General features: G+C 36.6%; 17 protein-coding genes. 10 read left to right on the forward strand and 7 right to left on the reverse strand.

The window, feature by feature from the left end; genetic code table 11:
- The first annotated feature begins 44 nt into the window (after positions 1 to 44).
- On the forward strand, positions 45 to 1,106 hold the full coding sequence (locus LPB88_RS12445) for a phosphatidylinositol-specific phospholipase C1-like protein (protein WP_230715999.1): 1,062 nt from the start codon (positions 45 to 47) through the stop codon (positions 1,104 to 1,106).
- A 118-nt stretch (positions 1,107 to 1,224) separates the two neighbouring features.
- Here the strand turns inward: LPB88_RS12445 and LPB88_RS12450 are convergent, their stop codons facing one another.
- Complete coding sequence (locus LPB88_RS12450) at positions 1,225 to 3,168, reverse strand: metallophosphoesterase (RefSeq protein ID WP_230716001.1); 1,944 nt, start codon at positions 3,166 to 3,168, stop codon at positions 1,225 to 1,227.
- 324 nt (positions 3,169 to 3,492) lie between these two features.
- On the opposite strand from LPB88_RS12450, the gene LPB88_RS12455 reads away from it, so the two are divergent.
- From LPB88_RS12455 to LPB88_RS12465, 3 genes are all read left to right on the forward strand, one after another.
- Positions 3,493 to 3,867 (forward strand): YdeI family protein, encoded by a 375-nt coding sequence (locus LPB88_RS12455; RefSeq protein ID WP_230716003.1) that lies wholly within the window; start codon positions 3,493 to 3,495, stop codon positions 3,865 to 3,867.
- 73 nt (positions 3,868 to 3,940) lie between these two features.
- Positions 3,941 to 4,531 (forward strand): Crp/Fnr family transcriptional regulator, encoded by a 591-nt coding sequence (locus LPB88_RS12460; RefSeq protein WP_230716005.1) that lies wholly within the window; start codon positions 3,941 to 3,943, stop codon positions 4,529 to 4,531.
- Positions 4,532 to 4,619: 88 nt separating this feature from the next.
- A complete protein-coding gene (locus LPB88_RS12465; RefSeq protein ID WP_230716007.1) occupies positions 4,620 to 5,678 on the forward strand; it encodes an SDR family oxidoreductase in 1,059 nt (352 codons plus the stop codon).
- A 104-nt stretch (positions 5,679 to 5,782) separates the two neighbouring features.
- Here the strand turns inward: LPB88_RS12465 and LPB88_RS12470 are convergent, their stop codons facing one another.
- The 5 genes from LPB88_RS12470 to LPB88_RS12490 all read right to left on the reverse strand — a co-directional run bounded on the left by LPB88_RS12470 (position 5,783) and on the right by LPB88_RS12490 (position 18,497).
- Complete coding sequence (locus LPB88_RS12470; protein ID WP_230716009.1) at positions 5,783 to 7,417, reverse strand: glycosyl hydrolase family 18 protein; 1,635 nt, start codon at positions 7,415 to 7,417, stop codon at positions 5,783 to 5,785.
- Between the two features lie 130 nt (positions 7,418 to 7,547).
- A complete protein-coding gene (locus LPB88_RS12475) occupies positions 7,548 to 10,214 on the reverse strand; it encodes a beta-1,3-glucanase family protein (protein WP_230716011.1) in 2,667 nt (888 codons plus the stop codon).
- A gap of 118 nt (positions 10,215 to 10,332) precedes the next feature.
- Positions 10,333 to 14,298 carry a family 16 glycosylhydrolase gene (locus LPB88_RS12480; RefSeq protein WP_230716014.1) on the reverse strand — a complete coding sequence of 1,322 codons (3,966 nt, stop codon included), beginning with the start codon at positions 14,296 to 14,298 and terminating at the stop codon, positions 10,333 to 10,335.
- Positions 14,299 to 14,518: 220 nt separating this feature from the next.
- The gene (locus tag LPB88_RS12485) at positions 14,519 to 17,449 is read right to left on the reverse strand and encodes a triple tyrosine motif-containing protein (protein WP_230716016.1); all 2,931 of its coding nucleotides are present in this window, start codon (positions 17,447 to 17,449) and stop codon (positions 14,519 to 14,521) included.
- A gap of 421 nt (positions 17,450 to 17,870) precedes the next feature.
- Entirely contained in the window at positions 17,871 to 18,497 is a 627-nt protein-coding gene (locus tag LPB88_RS12490; protein WP_230716018.1) for an HAD family phosphatase, read from the reverse strand.
- A gap of 244 nt (positions 18,498 to 18,741) precedes the next feature.
- On the opposite strand from LPB88_RS12490, the gene kduI reads away from it, so the two are divergent.
- The 3 genes from kduI to LPB88_RS12505 are packed head-to-tail and all read left to right on the forward strand — an operon-like array spanning position 18,742 to position 21,565.
- Positions 18,742 to 19,581 carry a 5-dehydro-4-deoxy-D-glucuronate isomerase gene (gene kduI, locus LPB88_RS12495; RefSeq protein ID WP_230716019.1) on the forward strand — a complete coding sequence of 280 codons (840 nt, stop codon included), beginning with the start codon at positions 18,742 to 18,744 and terminating at the stop codon, positions 19,579 to 19,581.
- 4 nt (positions 19,582 to 19,585) lie between these two features.
- A complete protein-coding gene (locus LPB88_RS12500) occupies positions 19,586 to 20,380 on the forward strand; it encodes a gluconate 5-dehydrogenase (protein ID WP_230716021.1) in 795 nt (264 codons plus the stop codon).
- A 12-nt stretch (positions 20,381 to 20,392) separates the two neighbouring features.
- Entirely contained in the window at positions 20,393 to 21,565 is a 1,173-nt protein-coding gene (locus LPB88_RS12505) for a DUF4861 family protein (RefSeq protein ID WP_230716023.1), read from the forward strand.
- Between the two features lie 28 nt (positions 21,566 to 21,593).
- On the opposite strand, the gene LPB88_RS12510 is transcribed toward LPB88_RS12505, so the two are convergent.
- Positions 21,594 to 22,631, reverse strand: coding sequence for a substrate-binding domain-containing protein (locus tag LPB88_RS12510; protein WP_370635833.1), 1,038 nt, complete (start codon positions 22,629 to 22,631; stop codon positions 21,594 to 21,596).
- Between the two features lie 127 nt (positions 22,632 to 22,758).
- Between LPB88_RS12510 and LPB88_RS12515 the strand changes: the two genes are divergently transcribed.
- From LPB88_RS12515 to LPB88_RS12525, 3 genes are all read left to right on the forward strand, one after another.
- The gene (locus LPB88_RS12515; protein ID WP_230716025.1) at positions 22,759 to 23,766 is read left to right on the forward strand and encodes a sugar kinase; all 1,008 of its coding nucleotides are present in this window, start codon (positions 22,759 to 22,761) and stop codon (positions 23,764 to 23,766) included.
- Positions 23,767 to 23,973: 207 nt separating this feature from the next.
- The gene (locus LPB88_RS12520; RefSeq protein ID WP_230716027.1) at positions 23,974 to 24,423 is read left to right on the forward strand and encodes a YhcH/YjgK/YiaL family protein; all 450 of its coding nucleotides are present in this window, start codon (positions 23,974 to 23,976) and stop codon (positions 24,421 to 24,423) included.
- Between the two features lie 4 nt (positions 24,424 to 24,427).
- Positions 24,428 to 25,108 carry a bifunctional 4-hydroxy-2-oxoglutarate aldolase/2-dehydro-3-deoxy-phosphogluconate aldolase gene (locus LPB88_RS12525; RefSeq protein ID WP_230716028.1) on the forward strand — a complete coding sequence of 227 codons (681 nt, stop codon included), beginning with the start codon at positions 24,428 to 24,430 and terminating at the stop codon, positions 25,106 to 25,108.
- The last annotated feature ends 62 nt before the right edge of the window (positions 25,109 to 25,170 follow it).

A 25,170-nucleotide genomic window follows, 5' to 3' on the forward strand; every position in this document is an offset into this window, starting at 1 on the left:
TTATGCTGCGTCCACAGTACTAATAAAAATTACACTTTTCAATCATGAAACAAATTCTGTTCACTCTATTTCTTTCCGGGGCCATACACGCTGGCATACAAGCGCAAAACAACAACCTAAAAATCAACCAAATTCAGGTAATCGGGTCGCACAACAGTTACCGTCAGAATATCGAAAAAGATTTATACGATTTCATTCAGGCAAAAGATACTTCTCGTTCTCTAAAAGGGCTTCAATACACGCATATTTCGCTTACAGAACAATTAAATAAAGGTTTGCGAAATCTGGAAATTGATGTTCAGCCCGATTCTAAAGGCGGAAAATACGCGCACCCAAAAGGATTGGATCTTGCAAAATCAGAGGCCCCTTATGATCCAAAAGGAGAGATGAAAAAACCGGGTTTTAAAGTTTTTCATATGATCGATATTGATTTCAGAACTTCTTGTTACACGCTTGAAATTGCTCTTGCCGAATTAAAAAAATGGTCTGATGCAAACCCAGATCACATTCCGGTTTTTATTACGCTGGAACCAAAAGACGATGACAGTTTCTTAGGTACAAAAGCAGAAAAATTTACTCCCGAATTATTTGATGCATTAGACAAAGAACTTCGAAAAGGATTAGGAAATAAATTAATCACGCCCGACATGGTTCGTGGAAAATACAAAACCCTTGAACAGGCTGTTTTAAACAACAATTGGCCAACGCTGAAAAAAGCAAAAGGCAAATTCTTGTTTATCCTAGATAATAATGGAGCCAAAAGAGATCTATATGCTTTGAATCACCCTTCGCTAAAAGGACGTGCCGCTTTTGTTTGTGCAGAGCCTGGAAAACCAGAAGCTGCAGCATTATTAATAGGCAATTCTGAAGATCCTAGAATTACAGATTTAGTCAAAAAAGGCTATATAATCCGCACCAGAGCTGATTCTGACACTAAAGAAGCCCGCAAAAATGATTATTCACACTTTGAAGCCGCCAAAAAATCTGGCGCACAAATCATCACCACCGATTATTATTTGCCAAGTACTTTCTTCAATTCACCTTATCAGATAAAATATGATGATGGAACTTATGTGAGAGTGAATCCGGTTAATGGGGCTCTATAGTTTCAGGTTGCAACAATAAAAATTTAACCACAAAGCAGGTAAAACCTTTGCTCGCTTTGCGGTTAAATTCACTCCAAGTTTGCGCTCCAACAAAACTTGAAACCTGAAACAAAAAAACTTATTTTAAACTCTTAAGTTCTCCCGTTTTCAAATCAACACTAAAATGATCTGCCGCAACCTCGTGCATGAATTTATTGAAGATGATCAAAAACAATCGCATTTGGTTTTGCAATGGTTTTTCTTTTGAGGACTCTTCTTTATGGTTTTCAAAAAACATTTGAGACAGTACTTTATATTGTTTGGCTCTTGCGATTCCAACATCAACTAGAGCCAATTCATCGGCGCTTCTAAAGCGGTAGAAATCAACTAATAAATCATAACCTATCCAATTGAAATCTTCTTTTTTGAGATTATTATCAGATAACAATTTGGTCGATTTAGTCTGAGCCTCTCTCCATTCTCTTTGGAAATTTTCTTTATTTTTCACAATCGTATCAAAATCTTTATCGGACTGGGTATTGGCTAGTGTCAACAAATCTTCTGCTGAAACATTCAGAATAAAATTCTTGAAAGATTCTGGCCAATCGTCTTTTAAAAAACGCAAACGAACGAGTTCTTTCAAATGAAAATCAGTGAAATCATGATAGTTTTTAGTCTTTAAAATATCAATATTCCAAATGTCTTTTGCCTTTTGACTCTCGAGGAATTTATACTCCATTTTATACAAATCAAAAAGCTCATTATATCTTGGAACGGCATCAATTGTTATGGTTTGAATATCAACCAGATTATCTTTTTGAATGGTCAATAGTTTATATGCCGGAATATATGCCGCCAATGAAGGCGTCTGAACATTGACTAAAGTATTCCCTTTTTTACTCGTGCGGATTCCGGTATCGTTAATATGCATGTGTCCGCCAAAATGAATCTTAAGTCCTGCATCGGCAAAAACCTCTGCCACTTCTTCAACGGGAACTCTGTTTAATTGCCATTTATTTGGTCCAAGCAATTCTTTTATTTCCCCCGAAGCATCGTCATTGAAATCAATCATCGGAAAATGACTAAAAGCAATTAATGTTTTGCCTTGCTCTTTGGCTTGCGCCGAAATTTCTTCGACCCATTTTATAAGATGTTTTTTGTTCGAGAGTACATTGTTATAACCCGTACTAGCATCTGAATAATTTTTAGGATCTTTAGGATCACCATCATTTTTCTTGGGAATATAAACATTTCCATCAATCGCCATTAACCAAAGTCCCTCAACGGGTTCTACAACATAACTCACATCGGGAACTTCATAACCCGGCGTAACATTATATACTCTATTGGACAATAAAGCAGCTTGTGTGGCTTTCTCAAAACTATAATTCTCAGAAGTATAAGTAGAGAAAGGTGTCGCCCAAAATTTGTATTTTTTATTGGGATAAAAACCAAAATCCTTTAGATTATCAGTGATTCCCAGATACCCCATTTTGGCAATATCGGCAGTTACAACTACAGGCTGTTCAATGGTTAAATTTGGCTTATACAGGCCTTCTTTGCTATAAATAGGCTGACTTTTTCCGTCTTTGCCCAGAAAATCTTCTTTACCTGAATCTTGTGCAAAAGGCCCAACAGGATCGTGATTTCCTGTTGTGATAAAAAATTCGATGTTGTATTTTTTTCGGTATTGATCTAAGATTTTCTCCAGCCCTTTTACATGTATCGGCTGACCATCATCTGTGTAATCTCCGGGAAGTGCTACATATTTTATTTTTCGCTTTGCGATATCTTCCAAAGCGGCGATAAAGGCAAAATAATTTTCATTGAAGATTCGGGTCGAATGCAACTGAGAAGCCATTGTTCGCATCAAAACATATTTTCCGTTTTTCGGATTCTGAATGCCTTTATAAGCATTGTCTGAAAATGTTCCAAATAAATCCTGCAAATGAACATCGGATAAAAAAGCAATCTGAGTCCCGTTAAGATTCTTTGGGTTTTGTGCCGAAATAGTAGAATATAAACAAAGAAAAAATAGAAATATAAAATAGGTTTTATAAGTAGGTATGATTTTTAAATTCATTAGGTTAAAATTTTAAAGGGATTTATGAAATGGCGCAATCATAAAGAGAATTTGCAATTTTAGCAATTAAATACTCAAAGGCCTTTACCCTATTGTTACTGAATTATAATGTTTATTGTAATATAAAATTTAACCGCAAAGTGCGCAACGTTTTTTTGTTTTTTGATTGTGCTTAGTAAAGGCAAAGTTTGTAAAGTTATTTCTGTTTAATCTCAAAGTCGCGAAGAAAATAAACTTTGTGTCTTTGCTACTCTGTGAGAAATAAGTTTTTATACTTTCCAGTAAAATTTCATTAAATTTATATCCATTTTCAATTCGAAACTTATGGAAACAAAAGATGGAAAAATAGCCCTTTATGCTCAAACCAGAAGTGAATGGCGCAATTGGCTTGAGGAAAACAGTCAAATTGAGAAATCGGTTTGGCTAATTTTATACCATAAAAAAAGTAAAGTCGAAAGTGTTAATCTTATCGATGCTACAGAAGAAGCTTTGTGTTTTGGATGGATTGATAGTTTATGCAAAAAACGCGATGGGGAAAGTTATTATCTGACTTTCACTCCCAGAAATCCAAAGAAAAGTAAATGGAGCCAGCCCAACAGAGATCGCGCCCAGAGAATGATCGAGCAAGGTTTAATGACTGAACATGGTCAGCTTTTGATTGATATTGCCAAACAAAACGGAAAATGGGAATCGATTTAAAAAATGTTATCCTATAAATCTTTGACAAAGTTTTTAACTTTGACAAAGATCAATATAATCAAACTCAAAACTAATGGAAGAATACCAGTTGTTGATACATCATATACAAAATCGAATACAACTTTCTCAGGAAGAACTCCATCAGTTTGTTGCTGGGTTTAAAATTACAAAAATCAAAAAAAGACAATTTATCATTCAGCCTGATTTTGTCGCTAAATATAGAAGTTATGTCGTAAAAGGTGCTTTAAGGGCTTATGTTGTAAACAGTCAGGGGCAAGAACACACGATTTCATTTGCGATCGAAGACTGGTGGATTTCGGATTACAATAGTTATATTTATCAGCAACCCGCAACTATGTTTGTTATGGCATTGGAAGATACCGTTCTTTTGCAATTAGATTTTCAAAGCGAGACAAAACTAAAAAATGCCAATCCAAAATTCGAGAGTTTCTTTCGCATTACCGCTGAGCGTACTGCGGCTTTTTTTCAGCGCAGAATTATTCTGAATCTTACTTCTACAGCAGAAGAACGCTATGATAGTTTTATAGAAAAATATCCTTCAATTGTGCAGCGGGTGCCTCAATATGCGCTGGCGTCATATTTAGGAATGACTACTGAGTTTCTTTCGAAAATACGAAACAAGAAATTGAAAAAGAAAAGTTGAACTACTTCAACCTTTTTTGTTAATCTACTTCATTTTTAATGGGTAAAAACTCTCCCAACTTTGTATTGTAATTTTAAATACAGAGAAAATGGCAACGAATAAAAATACTGCGCTTGTAGTTGGTGCAAATGGAGTGATCGGAACAAATCTTATCCATCATCTTTTATCTTTAAGAAACTGGAATGTTATTGGTTTATCAAGAAAAGGCGGCGAAAATGCCCCAAATCTTCAATATATTTCGGTCGATTTATTAGACGCTGAAGATTCTCAAAAGCAATTATCACATCTGGATAACATTACTCATATTTTTTATGCTGCTTTTCAGGATCGTCCCTCCTGGGCTGAGCTTGTGAAGCCTAATCTGACTATGCTTCAAAATGTCGTTAACACAATTGAGCCCATATCTAAGGATTTACAGCATATTAGTTTAATGCAGGGTTATAAAGTTTACGGAGCGCATCTTGGCGCGTTTAAAACTCCCGCAAAAGAAAGTGATGCCGGTCATATGCCGCCGGAGTTTAACATTGACCAACAAGAATTTTTAGAGAAAAAACAACAAGGAAAAAACTGGAATTGGACTGCTATTCGTCCATCGGTTGTGGGTGGTACTGCGGTAGGAAACCCAATGAATTTAGCCCTTGTTATTGCCCTTTATGCTTCCATTTCGAAAGAATTAAATCTTCCGCTTCGTTTTCCGGGAAAACCAGGAGCATACGACAAACTAATGGAAATGACCGATGCGGGATTATTAGCCAAGGCGACTGTTTGGGCCGCTACAAATGTGCAGTGTGCCAATCAGGCTTTTAATATTTCAAACGGAGATTTGTTCAGATGGACTGAATTATGGCCAAAAATTGCCGCTTATTTTAATATTCCTGTTGCTGCGCCGCTTCAAATGCAGCTGCAAACGGTTATGGCTGATAAAAAGGTTTTATGGGGAAATATTCAGGAGAAATACCATTTAGAGAAACACAGTTATGAAAAGTTATCCAGCTGGGGATTTGGTGATTTTGTTTTTTCATGGGATTACGATTTCTTCGCTGACGGAAGTAAAGCCAGACGTTTTGGTTTCCATGAATTTATCAATACCGAAGAAATGTTCTTTAAGCTATTTGATCAATTGCGCCAGGAAAAGATTATCCCATAATAAAAAAAGCTGCCATTTCTGACAGCCTCTAACTAACAAACGATTCTCAGTGCAAACCTTTGTCAAAGTTTAAAACTTCGACAAAGGTTTATCTTTAAAGTTCATTATTTCTTTATAAAACGTCTAACGGTTTGTGTGCCATTTTTCTCAAAAACAGCCAAATAAACTCCTTTTTCTAAATGTGAAACGTCTATAGAATTAGAATTAATCTTTTGTTTTGAAACTACGGCTCCTGTTTGAGAATTTACAATACTTGCATTTGCTCCACTTACATCTGAAGTGATAAAAAGCGTACTGTCAACAGAAGTTGGATAGATATTTAAAGCTACAAAATCTTCAGCAACAACTTCTGGCGAAGCTGTTTTTGCGGCTAAAGCAGTTCCAGATTTTGTAATCTTAAACCAGTTTATATTCACACCCGAAGCTTGTATAAAGATTCCGAAGTTATACGTTCCGGCAGTTACATTTACAGTTTGTGAAACCGTTTGCCAATTTTGCCATCCTCCTGTATTTGGAATATTAACGGCTCCTAACTGAATACTTCCTGCATTCAAATCAGATGATATTCTAGCCCCGTTTACCGCGCTTGCCACTCTGTATTCAATTACATACGAACCTGAAGTTGGAAAATTGATGTTGTAATATGCCATCCAATCGTTTGTATCTGCATAACCAACATTTAATCCTCCGCCAGTATCTGTAGTCGCTTCAGTTTGAACACCACTCATACTGGAGTAGTTTTCTGCTTGTATTAAAGTACCTGTTCCCGGAGGATTACTACCTGTAATAACTTGGTTTACGGCAGTTAATAATGATTTTGCTCCTGTTGCATCCTGTGACAATTCCCAAATCATAACTCCGCCTGCATTTTGAATGGCAAAAGTTGTTTTTGCTTTGATAGTTGGAATTCCGTTATAATAAATAGTGTTTCCAACTTGGTCTAAATTCTCAGCTCCTGGATATTGGGCTACGATATTAGCATACGAAATTCCCTGATTTGCCGAAGCTCCAAAACCATATCCGTAAAACGGAAGACCAATAATGGCTTTGCTTGCAGGCAATCCTCTTCCTGTCCAGTAATTAAACTGATTTACAGCCATACTATATGGAGAATGTTGTCCCGGACTTCCCGGCGCCCAAGGGCCTGTTGCATCATACGCCATGATATTAATCCAGTCATAAGCCGCAAAAGTAGATGCTGGCACATTTGCTCCTCCGTATCCTTCTGAGAGTGCAGCTGAGATTAATTTGCCATTGGCATGTAATTTCGCTGCAAGAGCAATTACAAATCCTCCATAATCGCCATTAATGGCCGGACCTTCAAGATCTACATCCACACCATCGAAGTTGTGCGCAACGACATAATCGTATATCTTTTGGATAAAAGCCGTTCTGTTGCCACTTGTAATAAGATTGAAATAATTATCACGAATAGCACCTCCTTCAGAAACTGAACCTCCACCTAGTGAAACAAATACTTTTACGTTTTGTGCGTGCGCCGCGTTAATAATGGTAGTACTTCCTGAATTCCAGGAAAGATATCCGTTGGCATCGGGATTTTCAAAAGCAATATTAATATGGGTTAATTTACTGTACTGAACGCTGCTGGAAAACGAATTCAGATCTACCCAATTGGGGATGTATGCTATTACTTTCTTCTGGGCCATTGACAAATTGAAAACTCCCAAAACTAAAATGATCATCCATTTTAGTGGCATTTTTTTGTAATTGTTTTTCATGGTAATTGTTTAATAGATTAGTAAAAATTTGTAAATAATGGGGATAAATAAAGGACTCAAATTCCAAATTTTTAAATTCCAAATTCCAAGAATCTAAAATCAGAATTCGAGTCTTTTACTTGATTTAAAACTATTTTTTAATAAAACGCTTAATTGTTTTTGTACCGTCTTTTTCAAAAACTACCAAATAAACACCTCTTCTTAAATGCGAAACATCTATAGAGTTGTTGTTTACTTTTTGCGCCGAAACTATATTTCCGGTTTGAGAATCTACAATACTTACATTTCCACCGCTTAGATCTGTAGTGATGAAAAGTGTATTTTCAACCGGACTTGGATATATATTTAAAGCCGTCTCAACCGATTCTTCTTCAATTGTTGTTGAAGCCATTTTTGCGCTTCCGGAACCAACTTTTGTTATTTTAATCCAATTGATATTCATTCCCGTGTTCTGAATGAAGATTCCAAAATTGTAGGTTCCTGCATTCACATTTACACTTTGAGATACCGTTTGCCAGTTTTGCCAGCCTCCGGTATTGGGAATATCAACATTTCCTAAAACAATAGTCCCGCCGTTTAAATCTGATGATAATCTACCTCCGGTTACAGCACTTGCAACTCTGTATTCGATTAAATAAGAACCTGTAGTTGGAAAATTAATGCTATTGTAAGCCAACCAGTCTCCGGTTTCGGTATAACCAACATTCGAACCTCCGCCAGTATCTGTTGTTGCTTCAACCTGAATGCCGCTCATTGCTGAGTAATCTTCCGCCTGAATTAAAACGGATGTTTGAGAACTTGTTGCCGGAACCAGTTTCCATTGTCCGCAAGTTTGATTGTTGTTGTCCCATTGTTGTACAACAGCCCCAGAAGCTGTACTTGCTCCAGCCACTTCAACAATTCTACCGCTGTGTCTGGCTACGATTTTATAAAATCCGTCACCTGTAGCAACTAGTACAAATTGCTGATTTGTAGTTGCATTGTAGGGATATTGCTCTACGTGCGCGCCATTTGCTTTATTGAAATTGTTTACATCCAAAGATTGTCCGCTATGATTGGCAATAATTTTGTACAAACCATCCCCTATATGGGTAAAGGTAAATTTCTGATTGTTGCCAGAATTCAATGCACCTTGATTTATCGCTGCACCATTTGACAAACTTGCACCCCAGACATCCATGTATAAATTGCTGTTTCTGTTTTGCAAAAAGAAAGTTTGGTTTCCTAAAGTAGTTGTTCCGTTTGCCAAAATTCTAATAGACGTTACTTTATCATTCCAGGTTGTATTTAAACAAGCATTATCAGAATTAATTACAGTTGAAGCTCCGGTAAAATTATCGTCCTGATACAAAATCGCCTGAAATCCCTGTGTGATTTTAAGTGACGAAATATCATCGTTTAAAACGCCTAAAGTATTCAAGCGTGCCAAATTATAATCTCCAATGGTTAATCCGCCTGAAAATCCTGTGTAGTTACAATCTTTATAAACCGTAATTACATCCGTTGTTGCAGGTACTGAAGGCACCGCTGTGGCATATCCGCCAAAAGTGGCAATAACTTTAGTTGGCTGTGGCGAATGAAGCGATGGCGATTGATCAGCCACATCATCATAAGCAAATCCATAGGCCAGATTATCAACACTAATTCCTGGCAAATGCCAAAATTTAGAATAATGATTGGTTGGATTTACCTGATAAAATTTCGATGCATCGTACCAATTTTGCTGTCCCGGATTTGGCGTTGTAGTATTCACAACATGACGGTTAATTGCTGCCGTTAATTGCGCCTGAATCACAAGATCCAAATCTCCGTCGACCAATCTTCTGTCCAGAACACCTTTTCCTTCAAGTGCTTCCTGAGTCGATGGTCTGTTTTGAACTCTTCCGGTTCTACCGACAAAACCTCCTGATTGTCCAACCATTTCCAGTTGTTCACCATTTACTCTTCCTTTGAAAACTCCGGCATCTCCGGCATAAAATATTAAATCTTCATTTTTATATTTATTCCAAATCGCATCGATATATGATTTCAAATAATTGGCTTGAGCTCCAACGCTTGTGCCTCCTGTTCCATCGGCGAAAGCTGGCGTTTTTGACGGCGCTGTAATCTCGCCCGTTGCATCATTTACACAACCTTGAAATTCAGACGGAACATTGGCTTTGAAAGCCGCCACAATATCAGCGTGTTTCTTTAATTCACCCACACGTTTCTGATATCCATTGGCACCAAATAATTCCAATCCCATTGGATATTTATACGAATCCACTCTGGATGGATTTCCAAAAAAACCATATTGATTATTGGTAAGTTCGATGATTTCATACAAAATTCCCTGATTCGGATCTGTTGCATTTAGTGGATTTGGTGAAGTATATCCTGAGGGAGCGCCACTTGCACCAAAAAAGTAGAAATACAATTGCTGTCCTTTGGCTATAAAAACCCTGCATCCTGCAATTTGAGGCAGCGTAAAGGTCTTATTGGGAATTTCACTGAGTTTGGTAAAACATGCCGCGTATTTTGAGTTTTGTCCCGGTCCGGTATTTCCGCCAATTGTAGGTCCTGTAACCGTATTATAAGACGAACTCATTGGCAGGACCTGACTTGTTTTGGCATTTACCCAAACGTGATTTCCGGTAGTATAATCAATACCAACGATGGCAACATATAAGTCGCTGTCGTTAAATGTTGAAGCATTACTAATAGTAAAGGGAATTGGGCCTTGGCCATAACTAAAGTTAAATAGCAAAGCCAACAGCAATGCCGCAAAAAGTTTTTTTTGTAATTTAAAATTTCTCATTGTTTAATTGTTTTGGTTAATAAACTCGTTTTTAATTAATTAGTAAGAATGAGAAAATAAAATCTATAAAAAAGTTGGGTGTAACTATTAAGGATCATTACACCCAACTGTATTTTGGTTATTGCTTAATCAATTTTTTAGACCAGCTTTTCTGGTCAGATTTAAAGTTCAGAATATAAATTCCTCTTCTAAGTCTGCTGATATCAATTAAACCTTCAGTAGCATTTGCATCAAATTTGCCCTCTGCAACCAATGTTCCCCCGTCGTCATAAATTGTTACGACTTTGTTGTCTAATTTTGCAGGCAATGAAACCTGAACATAAGTACTTGCCGGATTTGGATACATGGCAAAAGTTGTCGCTTCCCCTTGGGTTTCTTGAATTATTGCCGAAGATTTTTTGGCTGTCGATGCAGATCCGTAAGCTTCAATTTCGTATAATGAATATCCGTATGGAGCCAAAGCTTTCGCATTACATAAAACTCGAATGTATCTCCCGCTTGCGCTTACTGTTAAATCATCAGTTCCACCATCGCTTGCCGTTTGAGTATTTACAGTTTCATTTTCGGTGAAAACATTATCAGTAGAAATCTGTATTTTGTATTGCGTTGCAAAAGCTGCTTCCCATTTTAAAACCACACGATTAATGTTGTAATTACTGCCCAAATCAACATAAATCCATTCTGTAGCATTGGCAAAAGAACTTGCCCATCTTGTTCCTGTGCCGTCTCCGTCAGTTGCTTTACTGGCTGATAATATCGCGTTTTCTTCTGTAGAAGCTGTAGCTGTTTTGGCTAGAGCCAAATTAACATTGTTAGTTGGAGGCGTAATATTTCGAACAATAACATCACTGAAAACTCCCGTTGCCAAAGTTCCATTTGCATGAGAAGTTACTGCCATTCCCACATAAACCGTACTCGCCATTGCAATTGTTTTTGGCGCGCCAAGTTGTGTCCAGGTTGATCCATTATCCGAAGTATAGGATGTAAAGACATTTGCGGCTCTTGTAACACGAATCCATTTTGGAGCCGTTCCTGCCGCGACTGTAGCGGTTGTAATTCCTGAAACAGCTTCTCTTGTTAAAAATTCCACACCCGCCCCTGCACTTACATCAGTCATGGCATGTTTAGAAGTTGGCGTAAGGGTCTCACGGAACATTACTCCCGCTTTTGCATACGTATTGGTATTGGTTAGCGAATTTACTTTAGCAATAATTTCAGCATCACCTGTAATGGGTTGATTTACATATTGAAATTGATCTCCTGTATCCCAAATATCATTTCCTGATCCTTTTATAGTGAACGTTCCACTTGCGTGAGTAGCTTCACCAACAGGCGTAACAGCGCCTAAATCGGTACTCACCCACGGCGCGGGTAAAGTTGCCGGAGGGTTTTCTGTAGAAACTAAATTTACAGCTCTGATATTATCAAAATAATAGGTGTTACCTGAACTTGTTCCCGGTTCTAATAAGAAAACAAAACGATTTACTTCGCTCTCTAGTGTTGAAGCATCTGGTGAACTTGCGTACGTAAATACTAGCGTATGCCAAGTATTGGTTTGTTTTACAACGGCTTGATAAATACTATGCCTTCCTGTTGGATAATTAGACGGAATCGAAGCGCTGCTTTCCCCCTGCCAGGAAATTACAGATCCAACCGGAGCCGACGTGTAAACATCCATAGCAAACTTTTTAGTTCCGGATTTGAAATCTCCAATATTGGTTAATGTCGTATTGAATGAAAAGTTATCATATAATTCAGTCGATTTTCTAACATATTTTCCAACATTCGTAGACGTATTGATTCCGCTTGCATTAGGATTTGGCGTGTTTGCTGTATAAGTTCCAATCGCGTCTCTAAAGGTAATATTATGTACCGTTTGATAGTCTTCGTACACCACTCCAGGGGTAAAAGTATCTGGAAGTTTAGTCGAACCAATTCTGATATTATCAAAATAATAGGTGTCGTTTGTATACGAACCTGAATTTGCCAAAATTACCATTTGGTTTACCGCCAGATTTGAAGTTCCTTCGTCAGGACTTGAATTATAATAGAAAGTCAAGGTTTCCCACTGATTCTGTTTGGTCGTGATCGCTACATAATTACTATTTCTTCCTGTTGGAAAATTAGCCGGAAGCGATGTTGCGCTATTCTCTAAATTCAGACTCACAACCGTACCAATTGGCGCGGAAGTATAAACATCAATCATGATTTTATTGGTCTGATTTTTTAGTAAACCTGCGTCTTCGATATTACCTTGTGTATTAAAGAAAAGCACATCATATTGCTCGGTTACATTTCGAACATATTTTGCCACATTTGCAGATGAGTTTACTGAATTTGAACCCGGATTTGCCACAACAGAATATGTTCCGGTTGTCGTTCCTTTGATGATTTTATTGATTCCGTCATAGTTTTGCAAAACATCCGTGGCAATAATTGGTTTTTCGGGTGCCGCTTTTGTGAGCAGATTATCAAAATAATACGTCGCTCCCGAATTCGAATTCGATTCAAAAAGGAACACCACATTATTGATCGTTAAAGCACTTGTATTGGGATCGATTACTTTTTCGAATTCAAATTCTATGGTTTCCCATTTATTCTGAACCGTTGTCGTGGCTTTGTAACCGCTATGTCTTCCAGAGGGAAAATTGGTAGCCGTTGTTACCAGACTATTCTCGAGTTGCATCGAGATTTTAGTTCCAACAGGCGCCGAAGTATAAATATCAAAAGACAATTTCTTTCTGCCATATACATAATCATTGGCATTGCTGATAACTACGTTTTTGATATTTAGAACATCATATAATTCAGATGCGTTACGAACATATTTCCCAACTAAGGCCGAAGTATTGATTCCCGTAGCCGACGGATTTGCAACGGCTTCTGTCAAAACTCCCGTTTTAAGGCCGTAAACTATATTTCGATTCGTTTGAAAATCTTCATAAATTCTTTCCACCGGCAGCGGAACTTCTGTGGTTACAGCTAGTTTATACGTACTGGCAGCACAGCCCGAAACTGTAGTTGCTACGGCAACATCTCCCCCAGATGTTCCCCAGTTTACAGTAATTGCGTTTGTACCCTGCCCTGAGGTAATGGTAGCTCCGCCAGGAACTGTCCAGTTGTAAGTTGCACCTGCAATCGCGTTTAAAGAATATGTTTTACTGGTTTCGTTTTGATATACTTTTGCATCTCCAACTACTCCGTAATTAAAACTTCCGGTATAAACACGTACATAATCTACTTGTAGTTTTGACGGAAAATCAGCTGGAATTGGTTCAACTCCCACCCCGTTTACACTTGTATAAGGCGTTCCTGCGCTACCAACAGCCAGATTTAAAATAATATAAAACTGTTGATCATTAAAAGGCCATCCGCCATTTACAGTAGTATTTGGCGTAGCGGTATGAAATAAATTGCCGTCGATAAACCATTTAATGATATTTGGTCCCCATTCTACGGCATAAACATGAAATTCTGTAGACAAATCCGTTGGAGAACTATAACTTCTACCTGTATAATGGTATCCGCCGCCATCATAATGAATCGTTCCATCAATGGATTTTGGGTTTCTGTGTTTGGCTTCCATGATATCAATTTCACCTGTAAAAGGCCAATTTGAAGTCCCCGCCGGTAACATCCAGAATGCTGGCCATGCGCCCATACCCGAAGATAATTTCATACGGGCTTCCACTCTTCCGTACTTAATGGAATATTTTCCCTCAGTGGTGAGTTTAGCCGAAGAATACGGTTGCGCCGGAAATTGTGCATTGGGCTCGTATTTGGCCTGAATATTCAAATAACTATCGGCTCCTTCTTTGACAATTGTTGCCTGATTGGGATCGTAACGTTGCGCTTCGCCGTTTCCAAAGCCACAAAGCGAAGGACAACCGTTTCCAGTAATACTTTGCCATTTGCTTGCATCTACCGTAGTGCCATTAAATTCATCTGACCAAACCAGAGTGTTGCATTGCGCCTGAAGTTTTAGAAAAGGACACAATAATAAAATTGCCAGTGAGAGGCACCTCTTTAGTAAATAGTAATTGCTTTTCGGTGGTCGGCCGAAAAATGGGTCATTTTGTTTCATTCTTTTTTAGTTTTTTGTTAGTAAAGTCCATTAACACAACAAATCTTAATTTCTTTAAAGAAATGCGCATTATTGTATTAATAAGATGACAATATTAACAAATAAACCACCTAAAAGGTCAATTTACCGATACGGTTTGACTACGGTGTTTGTAAAAAAATGTAATAAATAGCCCTCAAAAACCGTAAAACCACTTCAGATTTTACTTCATAATAAAAAATCAAAAATTTAGGATGAATTCTGTGATATTTGCCTCAGATGAGAGTTGTAGTTTTTTACGGATACGGTATCTGGTATCTTCAACACCTCTGACAGAGATTCCTAAGAGCGGGGCAATTTCTTTGGTATTGAAATTCATTCGCAAATAAGCACACAAACGCATATCACGCGGAGTCAGTTCCGGAAAACTTGTTTTTAGGCGTTGCATAAAATTATCATGAAGCTGATTGAAAATCTCTTCAAACTCATTCCAATGCTGATCTCCTTTTAATTCGTGATCAATGATTCGGTTGATTTTAGCCAGTAAACTAAAATTTACATTTGGATCATTCTTCTGATCAATTTGCCCGATGAGTTCTTTTATCGAAAGTAAAATTTCATTCAAATGGATAAGATTCACCGTACTTGAAGCTACTTTTGCGTTTTTGAGATTAATCGTCGTTTGAAGATTTTCTCTCATAATGGTCATATTTTCTTGTTCCAATGCTAGTTTTTGCTCGTTTAATTCGGCACGATTTCGCAACAATTCCTTTTCTTGATTTAAGATTAATTGCTCGCGATCACGTTCGGCAAGATTTTTTTGATACTTGATAATAGCATAAATCAAAACTCCAAAAAGAATCAAATACAAAATATAAGCCCAACTTGTGCGGTACCATGGCGGCAAAATCTCAAATCTAAAAACCGCTTCCTCACTTACTACATCATAAATGTTTCTTGCCCTTACATGAAAAACATATTCATTCTCAGACAAATTCGTGTATTCTTTCTCGGTTTGAAGAGTCCAATCTGACCATTTTGGCTCAAAACCTTCCAGCCAATATTCGTATTTGGTCGCATCGGCTTCATCATAACAAAGTGAAGCAAATGAAAAATGAAGCGCGTTATTCCAGTACGATAAAACCGGAGAGAGTGTGTCATTTGCTGCTTCTGTATTGGTAGGAAGCACATCGTATCGACTTGAAAATAACAAACTATCCTTCGGGAAAATACATTTAACCTCAGATATAATTGCTTTATATTTTGATTGATATTTTTTGCTTTTAGTCGAATTATAATGAATTAAACCTTCTTGTGTTCCAAAAAATACATCTCCGCTTGTTGTAGTTTGAATATTCTCAAAACCTGGAACATACGAATATCTGAGTTTTCTAAAAGGCAATTCTTCTGTGTCAAACTTCCCTTGCGACTTTTGACTCATTTTTCCGGTATTCTCTCCAGAGATGTACCAGAAATTATTTTGATTATCTGCTTTAAGTAAACGAATATGGCTTTTTAATCCGAGGTATTTCTTAAAAAGAGCCTCGGGAATCATTTTCTTAGAATGAGAATCTTGTTTGTAAACACCTTTTCTGGTTCCAAACAATATTTGATCGTTTATTTTGAAAGTGTTCAAAAACAAACTCGATGGAAAACCGGCTTCCTGATTGTAAAAATCCACATTTGAAACGGCATCAAATGTTGCATTAAACTTGATTTTGTAGATTCCTTTATAACCGTGAGCGATCCAGATATTTCCGTTTTTTTGCGTTACAATTATTCGGCTGCTTTCTTCAAAACCTTTTATTTTATGCTGATAGATCCAGGAATTATTTATATTCTTCAGTAAATACAAACCATTATAACCGCCAACAAGCAATAATTCAGGATGATTTGGAATTATAACGCCTTGCCAAGCTCCATCAGTTTTTGCCAGTAATTGAGCTGAATTTCCTTTTATTTCGAAAATTCCGTTTTTTTCAAAAGCCAAAAGCGAATTTCCAAAAACCCCCACATTCCACACATTTTCAGACATTCCTGAAATATGCTGGAAACGTATATTCGCGTTTTTACTACTTTTATAAGCTTCCCAATCAAGCCAAAACACACCATTATCTGTGGCAATATATAGTTTGTTTTGATAAATTAAACTGCAATATATTTTGGTTTCCGCATTAGAACTATCCAATATTCTCGATAATGGCGAAGAAATCTGAATCATCGAAATCCCTTCTTTTAAAGTTACCCACAAATTGCCTTCTGAATCTGTTTTTAGATTGGTTACATAATCATTCTGCAACCCCATTTGTTTGTTAATATGTTGAATTAAATTTCCTTCACGATCAATGACTATCAATCCGGTTTGGCGCGTTCCAATTCCAAAATAACCCTCAGAGAGTTGAATTGCCGTGGAAATTTGATTCTGCTTCAAGAGATCATCCGCCTCAGTTACAAAGGGTTTTAACTGATTGTTTTTATAAAGAAAAAGTCCTTTTTTCTGCGTAAGAATCAGCAAACCCTCTTTTGTATCAAAAATTTTCCTGATCTTCATCCCGATAAACTGAGCGCTATTTGGAATCTCAACCAATATATCATCTTTGAATTTCAACAATCCTTTTACATCATCTGAAACATAAATTTCTTTGTTGACCTCAAAGAACTCATCAAACTTAGCACTTGGAGTTATTACCTTGATTTTAGTATTCTTATAGATAAATATTCTCTCGTTGGAGAAAAAAATCACTTCATTATCTCGAATGACCGTATGCAGAACATCTCCGAAATTCTTAGCCCAATTAGGTACCCATTTGACTAAAGAGGTATATTTATACTGTCCGTTTGATAACTGAATCGTGTAACCAAAATCGCCCTGAGCCCCAACATACATTTTGTCGTTTTTATCAATGGCAAGAGAGCGAACCATACTTCGGTTCTCGGGCTGGGTGACAATACTCCAGCGCACGCCATCGAATTGCATAATTCCAAAATGATTGGCAAAAAATAACATTCCCTTAGAATCTTGTAAAAGATCCCAATTTTCTGAGGCCGCTTTATAAGTTTTTGGATTGTAATTGGTAATAAAAGGAACTCCAATTTTTTTAATTTGAGCGTTTCCAATTATGGGTATAAAAGAAAAGTATAGAATTAAAATTCTAATTATAAATTTCGTCATTTTGCTGCGGTGTGTAGGTTATTTTGTGGTCTTTGAGTGCCACAATCTTAAAAACAACTACTTGGGGAGAGGCCGGTTTTAAGGCAAAATAAAGTCGGTTTTTAAAGCATTTCGAATCCTAATTTGACAAACGAAAGTCATAAAAAAAGCGAATCTTTATAGCCAAATATATAAAAATATATTTTAATGCAACAAATTACATTAATTACTACGAATATAGAAATTAAAAAAAACAAATCATTTGGGCATGTGAAATATTTCACTTTGTCAAAGTTTAAAACTCTGACAAGGCTGCTCTAGATCTGAAACTTATCCCTGGTTTAAACCCAGCGAGTTGTAGAAACCTCTTGGTTTAGGGAGATATTATCAAAAATGACAAAAAAGTAACCCCAGATAAAGAAAACCGAAAACTTGAAACTTTTTAAAATTCCAACTCTTGATAACTATCAAAAAGTATAGCTCCTTCTTTTCTCAAGTCTTCATTATTATAACCGTTTGCCAGGCCATATACTTTAAATCCACCTTTAATTGCGGCAATTACCCCGGCTTTACTGTCTTCTATGACGATGCAATCTTTTACCTCAAAACCCATTTCTTTTGCTGCGTGTAGAAAAATTCCCGGATCTGGTTTCCAACTGCTAATCTGATACGAACTAAAGATTTTGTTTTCGAATTTATCGAGCAAACCAGCCACTTCAAGATTGAGTCTGATTTTATCAACAGGACCGCTGGAAGCTACACAATATGGCATTTCCAATTTGTTTAAGAATTCAACTATACCTTCCATTGGTGTAACCTGCGTTTTGAAAGCTTCAAAACTTCTTTGGCGATATTCATTTTCAAAATCATCCGGAAGTTTATTACAAATCGCATTTTCAATATGTAAAAAACATTCTTTTAAATTACGGCCGTTAAAACTGCTGTATGCCTCTTCTATTTTCATCTCAAAACCATGCTCGGCAGCCATCGAAAGTAATATTGTATTACCAATTCTCTCCGTATCAACTAAAACGCCATCACAATCAAAAATAATACACTTAACTTCCATACTCTTTACTTACAATTTTAAATAATCTGATAATTTTAATCCTGTTACAGCAATGTAAATTACAAAAAATATAGTATTGCTTATCTGTTTTTTAAAAGTTGTAATCGCTATATTTTAGTAACAATAATCAAATCATTATCAAGCTTTTGGACATATTTATCCCTATTGTGTATTCCTATTCAATATTTGATTTGTAATTTTATGGGGTTATAAAATTCCTAACAGAACTCAAAAAAACAATCAAATGTCAATATCCTACCAATGCAGATATGCATCAAGTCCGCAAGGGGTCAAACAATACGACACTCAGGAATTAAGAAATGAATTTTTAATTGATAATCTAATGAAAAAGGGAGAAATTGCTCTTACCTATTCACATTATGATCGTTACATTGCTGGTTCTGCGGTTCCGGTTTCTCCTTTGAAATTGGAAACTATTGATCCGCTAAAATCGAGTTATTTTCTCGAAAGAAGAGAATTAGGCATCATCAATGTCGGCGCAAAAGGTTCTGTTGCCGTTGACGGAACTTCGTATGAATTGGGTCATAAAGATGCCTTATACGTTGGAAGCGGCAATAAAGAAGTAATCTTCAAAAGTGACGATCCCCAAAATCCTGCCTTGTTTTATTTGAACTCAGCTCCTGCTCATACAACGTATCCAACAGTAAAGGTAAGTTTGGCTCAGGCTAATAAACTACAACTCGGAACTATGGAAACGGCCAATGACAGAACCGTTAACCAAATGATTATCGGTGGAATCGTAACAACATGCCAATTACAAATGGGAATGACAGAACTAAAACCCGGAAGTGTCTGGAATACAATGCCGGCACATGTTCACGATCGCCGTATGGAGGTTTATTTTTATTTGGATATTCCGGAAAATCAGGCGGTTTGCCACTTTATGGGACAACCTCAGGAAACACGACACATTTGGATGAACAATCATCAGGCAGTAATTTCTCCGCCTTGGTCGATTCACTCCGGTTCGGGAACCAGTAATTATACTTTTATCTGGGGAATGGCCGGTGAGAATTTAGATTACTCAGATATGGACGTTTGTAAAATAACTGATTTAAGATAAAAACATGATAAACTCATTATTTGATATACAGGGGAAAATTGCCCTGATTACAGGAAGTACACACGGACTGGGAATGGCAATGGCAAAAGGTTTAGGTGAAGCTGGAGCCATAATTATTGTGAACGGAAACTCGTCTCAAGAAAAAATTGATGATGCTGTGGCAGCACTTCAAAGTGAAGGAATAAAAGCTGTTGGTTATAAATTTAATGTAACCGATGAAAAAGAAGTTATAGAAGCTGTAAAGAAAATTGAAAGTGAAGTTGGACCAATTGCTATCTTGATTAACAACGCAGGAATTATCAAAAGAATTCCACTTATCGAAATGGAAGTTGCCGATTTTAAAGAAGTAATTGATATTGATTTGGTTTCTCCCTTTATCGTTTCAAAACATGTTGCCAAAGCAATGATCGAAAGACGACAAGGAAAAATCATCAACATTTGCTCTATGATGAGCGAACTTGGTCGAAATACGGTTGGTGCTTATGCTGCAGCAAAAGGCGGACTTAAAATGCTGACCAAAAACATGGCCACAGAATGGGCAAAATACAACCTACAGATCAACGCAATTGGTCCGGGATATTTTGCTACCGAACAAACAAAACCTATAAGGGTTGACGGACATCCGTTTAACGATTTTATTATCAGTAGAACTCCTGCCGCAAAATGGGGCGATCCAGGTGATTTAGCCGGAGCAGCAATATTTTTATCTTCAAAAGCAAGTGACTTTGTAAATGGTCATATTTTGTATGTTGATGGCGGAATTCTGGCCACAATTGGTAAACCTTCTAACGAAAACTAAAACCTTGAAATTTTGAAAAAACATCTTTTACTAACCGCAATTTTGGCAAGTTGTTTTGCTGCTTATTCGCAAAATAAAATGATAACCGTAACTAATTCTCTCCCTGTTGACAGGGAATTTGAAACGATCGAATTAACTAAAAAATCTCTTGGATTACCTTCTTCGGCAAGATTGGACAATTATGTGATAAAAGAATCCGGTTCGAGCAATTTTTTAGATAGTCAGGTTGTAGATACTAACGCAGATGGTACCATGGATGTATTATTATTTCAGCCCAAAATTGCCGCTTTATCGCAAAAAGATTTTCAGGTTTTGATCGCTAAAAATCCAGAGACAACAAAAACGGTCAGCTGTTATTCGAGATTTGTTCCTGAGAGAATAGACGATTATGCTTGGGAAAACAATAAAGTTGCCTTTAGAACCTACGGTCCTACTGCTCAAAAAATGGTCGAAGATCATCTTGAAGGTGGAACTTTAACCAGCGGAATTGATGCCTGGCTAAAAAGAGTCGATTATCCAATTATCAATAAATGGTACGAAATGGCAACTTTAAACACTGGAAGTTATCATAAAGATAATGGCGAAGGTTTGGATAATTTTCATGTTGGAGACAGCCGTGGCGTTGGTGGAATTGCCGTTAAAGTAGATGACAAATACTATTTTTCCAAGAATTTCACCACTTGGAAAACCATTACCACAGGACCTATCAGAACCAGTTTTATCCTTACTTATGCTGCCTGGGATGCAAAAGGCAACAAAATAACCGAATCTAAACTCATTAGCCTTGACTACGGAAGTTATCTTTCTCGCTTTGAAATCAGCATTAAAGGCACTAAAGAAATCGCCGCCGGATTAACCCTTCATGAGAAAAAAGGAATCATTGAAACTAATATCAAAGAAGGCTGGATCAGTCATTGGGAACCTCTTGACGACTCAGAATTAGGAACTGGTTTGGTTGCTCCAAAAGGTACTTTAATCGGCTTTGACAATTATATTACAACCGATAAAGACCTAAGTAATTTGTACGCAAACCTAACTGTCAAAAGCAGTAAAGTAATTTATTATGCTGGTTTTGGATGGAAAAAAGGAAGTCCGTTTCAAACCAAACAAGAATGGGAAGCCTATTTGAGCTTGTTTGCTTCTAAAATAAATAATCCCCTTGTGGTTAGGGTGAAAAAGATGTAAAATGTTTTTTACCCACCACTTTGACCCATTAAACCGTTTTCTTAGCTGGAGAATAATTCTCTTTTAAAATGATTTCCAGTGGAATATAATGTGTGTCTTCAACAGGTTCCTGAAGCACTAATTTCTTGTACAAATGGTTTATTCCCATATATCCCTGCTCTTCGGGTCTTTGATTGATTAGAAAATCAATTATGCCTTTATTGAGATATTCGATATTGTCTTTTAGTAAATCATAGCCAATAATTCGGACGCCTTTTATGTTGTTTTGTTCTAAAAATCGAGCTACAATATAAGCTCTGGAATTGGGTACAAAAACACTATTTATACCTGAGAACATTTCTAAATTCAATTGATCGATTCCGGAATCTTTGATGGTAACTTCTGAAAATTTGAAGTTTTGAAGCTCCTGATGATCTTTGAAAAAGGAATAAAAACCATCAATACGCTGCAGATAAACAGATGTGCTTTCGATCTCTCTGGTGATCTTAAAGATCAATACTTGTCTTTCGTTTTTTACGGCAAAACTAATTAATCTTCCTGCCAGATATCCGCTCTGAAAAGCATCTTGCCCAACATAAGCATGATTTTCATTGATTTTAATATTCGAATCAATCATTACCACCGGAATATTTTTCTTTTCGTATTCATTTAAAAAACGAACTGATTCCTGGTAAAAAATAGGCGCAAATAACAATCCGTCACAATTAAATTCCAGTACTTTTTTTACCGATTCCTTAAAGGAAGAAATAGTAAAATCATAAAAGAAATAATCCAATACAATTCCAAATTTACTGAATTCAACTGCCGCTTTTTCTATTCCTAAAATTTGACTTTTCCAATATTCCAGATCTTCGTATTTAGGCAGAAAAACGGCAAAATGAAACTTTTTATTCAGCGCCAGATTACTCGCCAGAATATTTCGCTTATAACCATACTGCTCGATTATAGCATTTACTTTATCGACATTTTCCTGAGTCACCTGCCCACGATTATGGATAATTCTGTCAACGGTTCCCGGAGAAACATTGGCTAGTTCTGCAATTTTTTTAATCGTTATGATATTGATTGATTTTAAGTTAAAAAGATTCTACTAAGAATGTAAAATTAATTTTTTTTATCAAAGATAAGTTGTTTTAGTTAACTTTTTATATACATTTGCAACAACCCGTGTGCGTACACGTAAAATTACACCTATGTCAAAAACAATCATAACTTTTGGTGAAATCCTGCTAAGGCTCTCACCTGCTAACCATTCAAAAATCTATAAATCAAGAACGTTCGAAGCGCATTATGGTGGCGCCGAAGCAAATGTTGGCGCGTCATTGGCTTTATTTGGATGTGATGTGAAATTCGTAACCTCGGTTCCTGATAATGAACTAGGAGATTCCGCTTTAAGCGAATTACGTTCGTATGGTGTAGAACCAATTGCGGTAAAACAAGGAAAACGTTTAGGAGTTTATTATTTTGAACAAGGAGCTTCTGAGAGACCCGGAAAAGTTTTATATGACAGAGATGCTTCTTCGTTTGCCGATCTTAAAAAAGGAATGATCAATTGGGAAGTTATTTTCAAAGATGCCCATTGGTTTCACTGGTCAGGAATAACAGCATCATTAACTGAAGATCTAGCTATATTATCTAAAGAAGCACTTGAAGCGGCTTCAAAATTAGGGTTAACCATTTCAGCCGATTTAAACTATCGCCCTACCCTGTGGAATTATGGTAAAAAGGCTTCTGAAATTATGCCTGATTTGGTTCAGTATTGTGATGTATTATTGGGTGGTTCTGATGATTCTGAAAAATGTCTGAACATCAAAATTGAAGCCTCGGAAAGTATTGATGCTGTTTTTAATAAGTGGAAAAGACAATTTCCAAAACTAAAGACAATTGTCTCTACAATGCGTTATGATGCCAATGCTTCATCCAATACAATTGGAGCGGTTTTATGGAATGATGGAAAACTGCTGAAATCTAAAGAATATAAGATCTCACACATTATTGACAGAATTGGTGCAGGAGATGCATTTATGGCAGGATTAATCTATGGACTAGTAACTTGGCCAGAGTCATATCAAGAAACACTTGAATATGCTCTTGCAGCTTCTTGCCTAAAACATTCGATACCGGGAGATATTAATTTATCAAGTGTAAATGATGTTACGGCGCTTATGAACGGTGCCGGTGGCGGACGAGTTATTCGGTAATTTATTTGTCCACCCATTAGAGCGATTTTACAGATTAACACTGATTATTTTAATACAATAGAAACCTAGTTTTTTTCTAAAAGATGATACAAAATAAAATAATATTTTTTTAACATTCGTCCACAATATTTTAGAAAAAATGAAACACTTATTTAAGTTTAAACTTCTACCTTTCTGTGTATTAACTTAAAATATAAAAACAAAAAAATGATAGTAGATTCATTGCACAACGCAAAAAAATATTACGATTTACACCCCAATTTTAAAAAGGCATTTGAGTATGTCCAAGAGAATGATATTTCAGCTCTTGAAGAAGGCGCCTTTGAAATTGCAGAAGGTTTAAAAGTGATTGTAATTGTTGATAAGGGGACAACCCGCGAAGAAAGTATCAAAGGTTTTGAATGTCACGATCAGAATATTGACATTCAGATTTCGATAAAAGGGCCGGAAACTTTTGCCTGGAAACCAAGAGAAAAATGCATTAACCCCAATGGCGATTATAGTGAGCAAAGAGACGTTCGCTTTTTTGATGATAAACCCGATATGTTTTTTCAATTACAGCAAGAACAATTTGCCATTTTATTTCCCGAAGATGTTCACGCAGCTATGATTGGCGAAGGGATGCTTAAAAAAATAGTTATTAAAGTTAAAATATAAAGTCATGAAAACAATTCAAAACACGATTGAGATTATTTCGGGGCAAGGGATTTTGCCTTTGTATTTTAATACTGATGAGAATATTAGTATTGAAGTGTTACGTTCCCTTTACAGAACTGGAATCAGAGCTGTAGAATACACCAACAGAGGCTCTGAAGCTTTGGCGAATTTTCAGAAAATGGTTGCTGTTAGAAATGCCGAAATGCCTGAAATGTTGTTGGGAATTGGCACTATAAAAAATCTGGATCAGGCAAAAGAATTTCATGCCGTTGGAGCGGACTTTTTTATCAGTCCGGGTTTTGTTGCTGAGGTTTGGCAATTCCTAAAAAGTAAAGAAATATTATACTGTCCTGGTTGTATGACTCCAACGGAAATTATTACCGCAGAAAATGCGGGAATAAAATTCATTAAACTTTTTCCAGGAAATATATTAGGCCCTGATTTTTTAAACAGCATAAAAGACATTTTTCCATCGCTTTATTTTATGACAACCGGTGGTGTTGAATCAAATTACACCAACATCAATAATTGGTTTTCTGCCGGAGCTTCGGCCGTTGGAATGGGAAGCCAGCTAATTGGTAAAAAACGCATGCAGGAAGGCGATTTCACTCTAATTGAAAATGAAGTTAAAAAAGCCATTGAAATTGTTCAAATTATAAAAAGTGCGAAAAAAAGCGCTGTGTAATTTATTTCAAACACATAGAAACATAGTTTTTACGCATTGAAAAACTATGTTTCTTCTTAAAA

It is taken from the genome of Flavobacterium sp. JAS (assembly GCF_020991455.1).
Taxonomy (GTDB): Bacteria; Bacteroidota; Bacteroidia; order Flavobacteriales; family Flavobacteriaceae; genus Flavobacterium.

Excerpts from the sequence above, each read along its gene's own strand:
- LPB88_RS12485 (WP_230716016.1), bottom strand. The coding sequence starts at position 17,449 with ATGACGAAATTTATAATTAGAATTTTAATTCTATACTTTTCTTTTATA.
- LPB88_RS12500 (WP_230716021.1), top strand. The coding sequence starts at position 19,586 with ATGATAAACTCATTATTTGATATACAGGGGAAAATTGCCCTGATTACA.
- LPB88_RS12470 (WP_230716009.1), bottom strand. The coding sequence starts at position 7,417 with ATGAAAAACAATTACAAAAAAATGCCACTAAAATGGATGATCATTTTA.
- LPB88_RS12520 (WP_230716027.1), top strand. The coding sequence starts at position 23,974 with ATGATAGTAGATTCATTGCACAACGCAAAAAAATATTACGATTTACAC.
- LPB88_RS12515 (WP_230716025.1), top strand. The coding sequence starts at position 22,759 with ATGTCAAAAACAATCATAACTTTTGGTGAAATCCTGCTAAGGCTCTCA.
- LPB88_RS12465 (WP_230716007.1), top strand. The coding sequence starts at position 4,620 with ATGGCAACGAATAAAAATACTGCGCTTGTAGTTGGTGCAAATGGAGTG.
- kduI (WP_230716019.1), top strand. The coding sequence starts at position 18,742 with ATGTCAATATCCTACCAATGCAGATATGCATCAAGTCCGCAAGGGGTC.
- LPB88_RS12475 (WP_230716011.1), bottom strand. The coding sequence starts at position 10,214 with ATGAGAAATTTTAAATTACAAAAAAAACTTTTTGCGGCATTGCTGTTG.
- LPB88_RS12480 (WP_230716014.1), bottom strand. The coding sequence starts at position 14,298 with ATGAAACAAAATGACCCATTTTTCGGCCGACCACCGAAAAGCAATTAC.
- LPB88_RS12445 (WP_230715999.1), top strand. The coding sequence starts at position 45 with ATGAAACAAATTCTGTTCACTCTATTTCTTTCCGGGGCCATACACGCT.
- LPB88_RS12460 (WP_230716005.1), top strand. The coding sequence starts at position 3,941 with ATGGAAGAATACCAGTTGTTGATACATCATATACAAAATCGAATACAA.
- LPB88_RS12450 (WP_230716001.1), bottom strand. The coding sequence starts at position 3,168 with ATGAATTTAAAAATCATACCTACTTATAAAACCTATTTTATATTTCTA.
- LPB88_RS12455 (WP_230716003.1), top strand. The coding sequence starts at position 3,493 with ATGGAAACAAAAGATGGAAAAATAGCCCTTTATGCTCAAACCAGAAGT.
- LPB88_RS12490 (WP_230716018.1), bottom strand. The coding sequence starts at position 18,497 with ATGGAAGTTAAGTGTATTATTTTTGATTGTGATGGCGTTTTAGTTGAT.
- LPB88_RS12525 (WP_230716028.1), top strand. The coding sequence starts at position 24,428 with ATGAAAACAATTCAAAACACGATTGAGATTATTTCGGGGCAAGGGATT.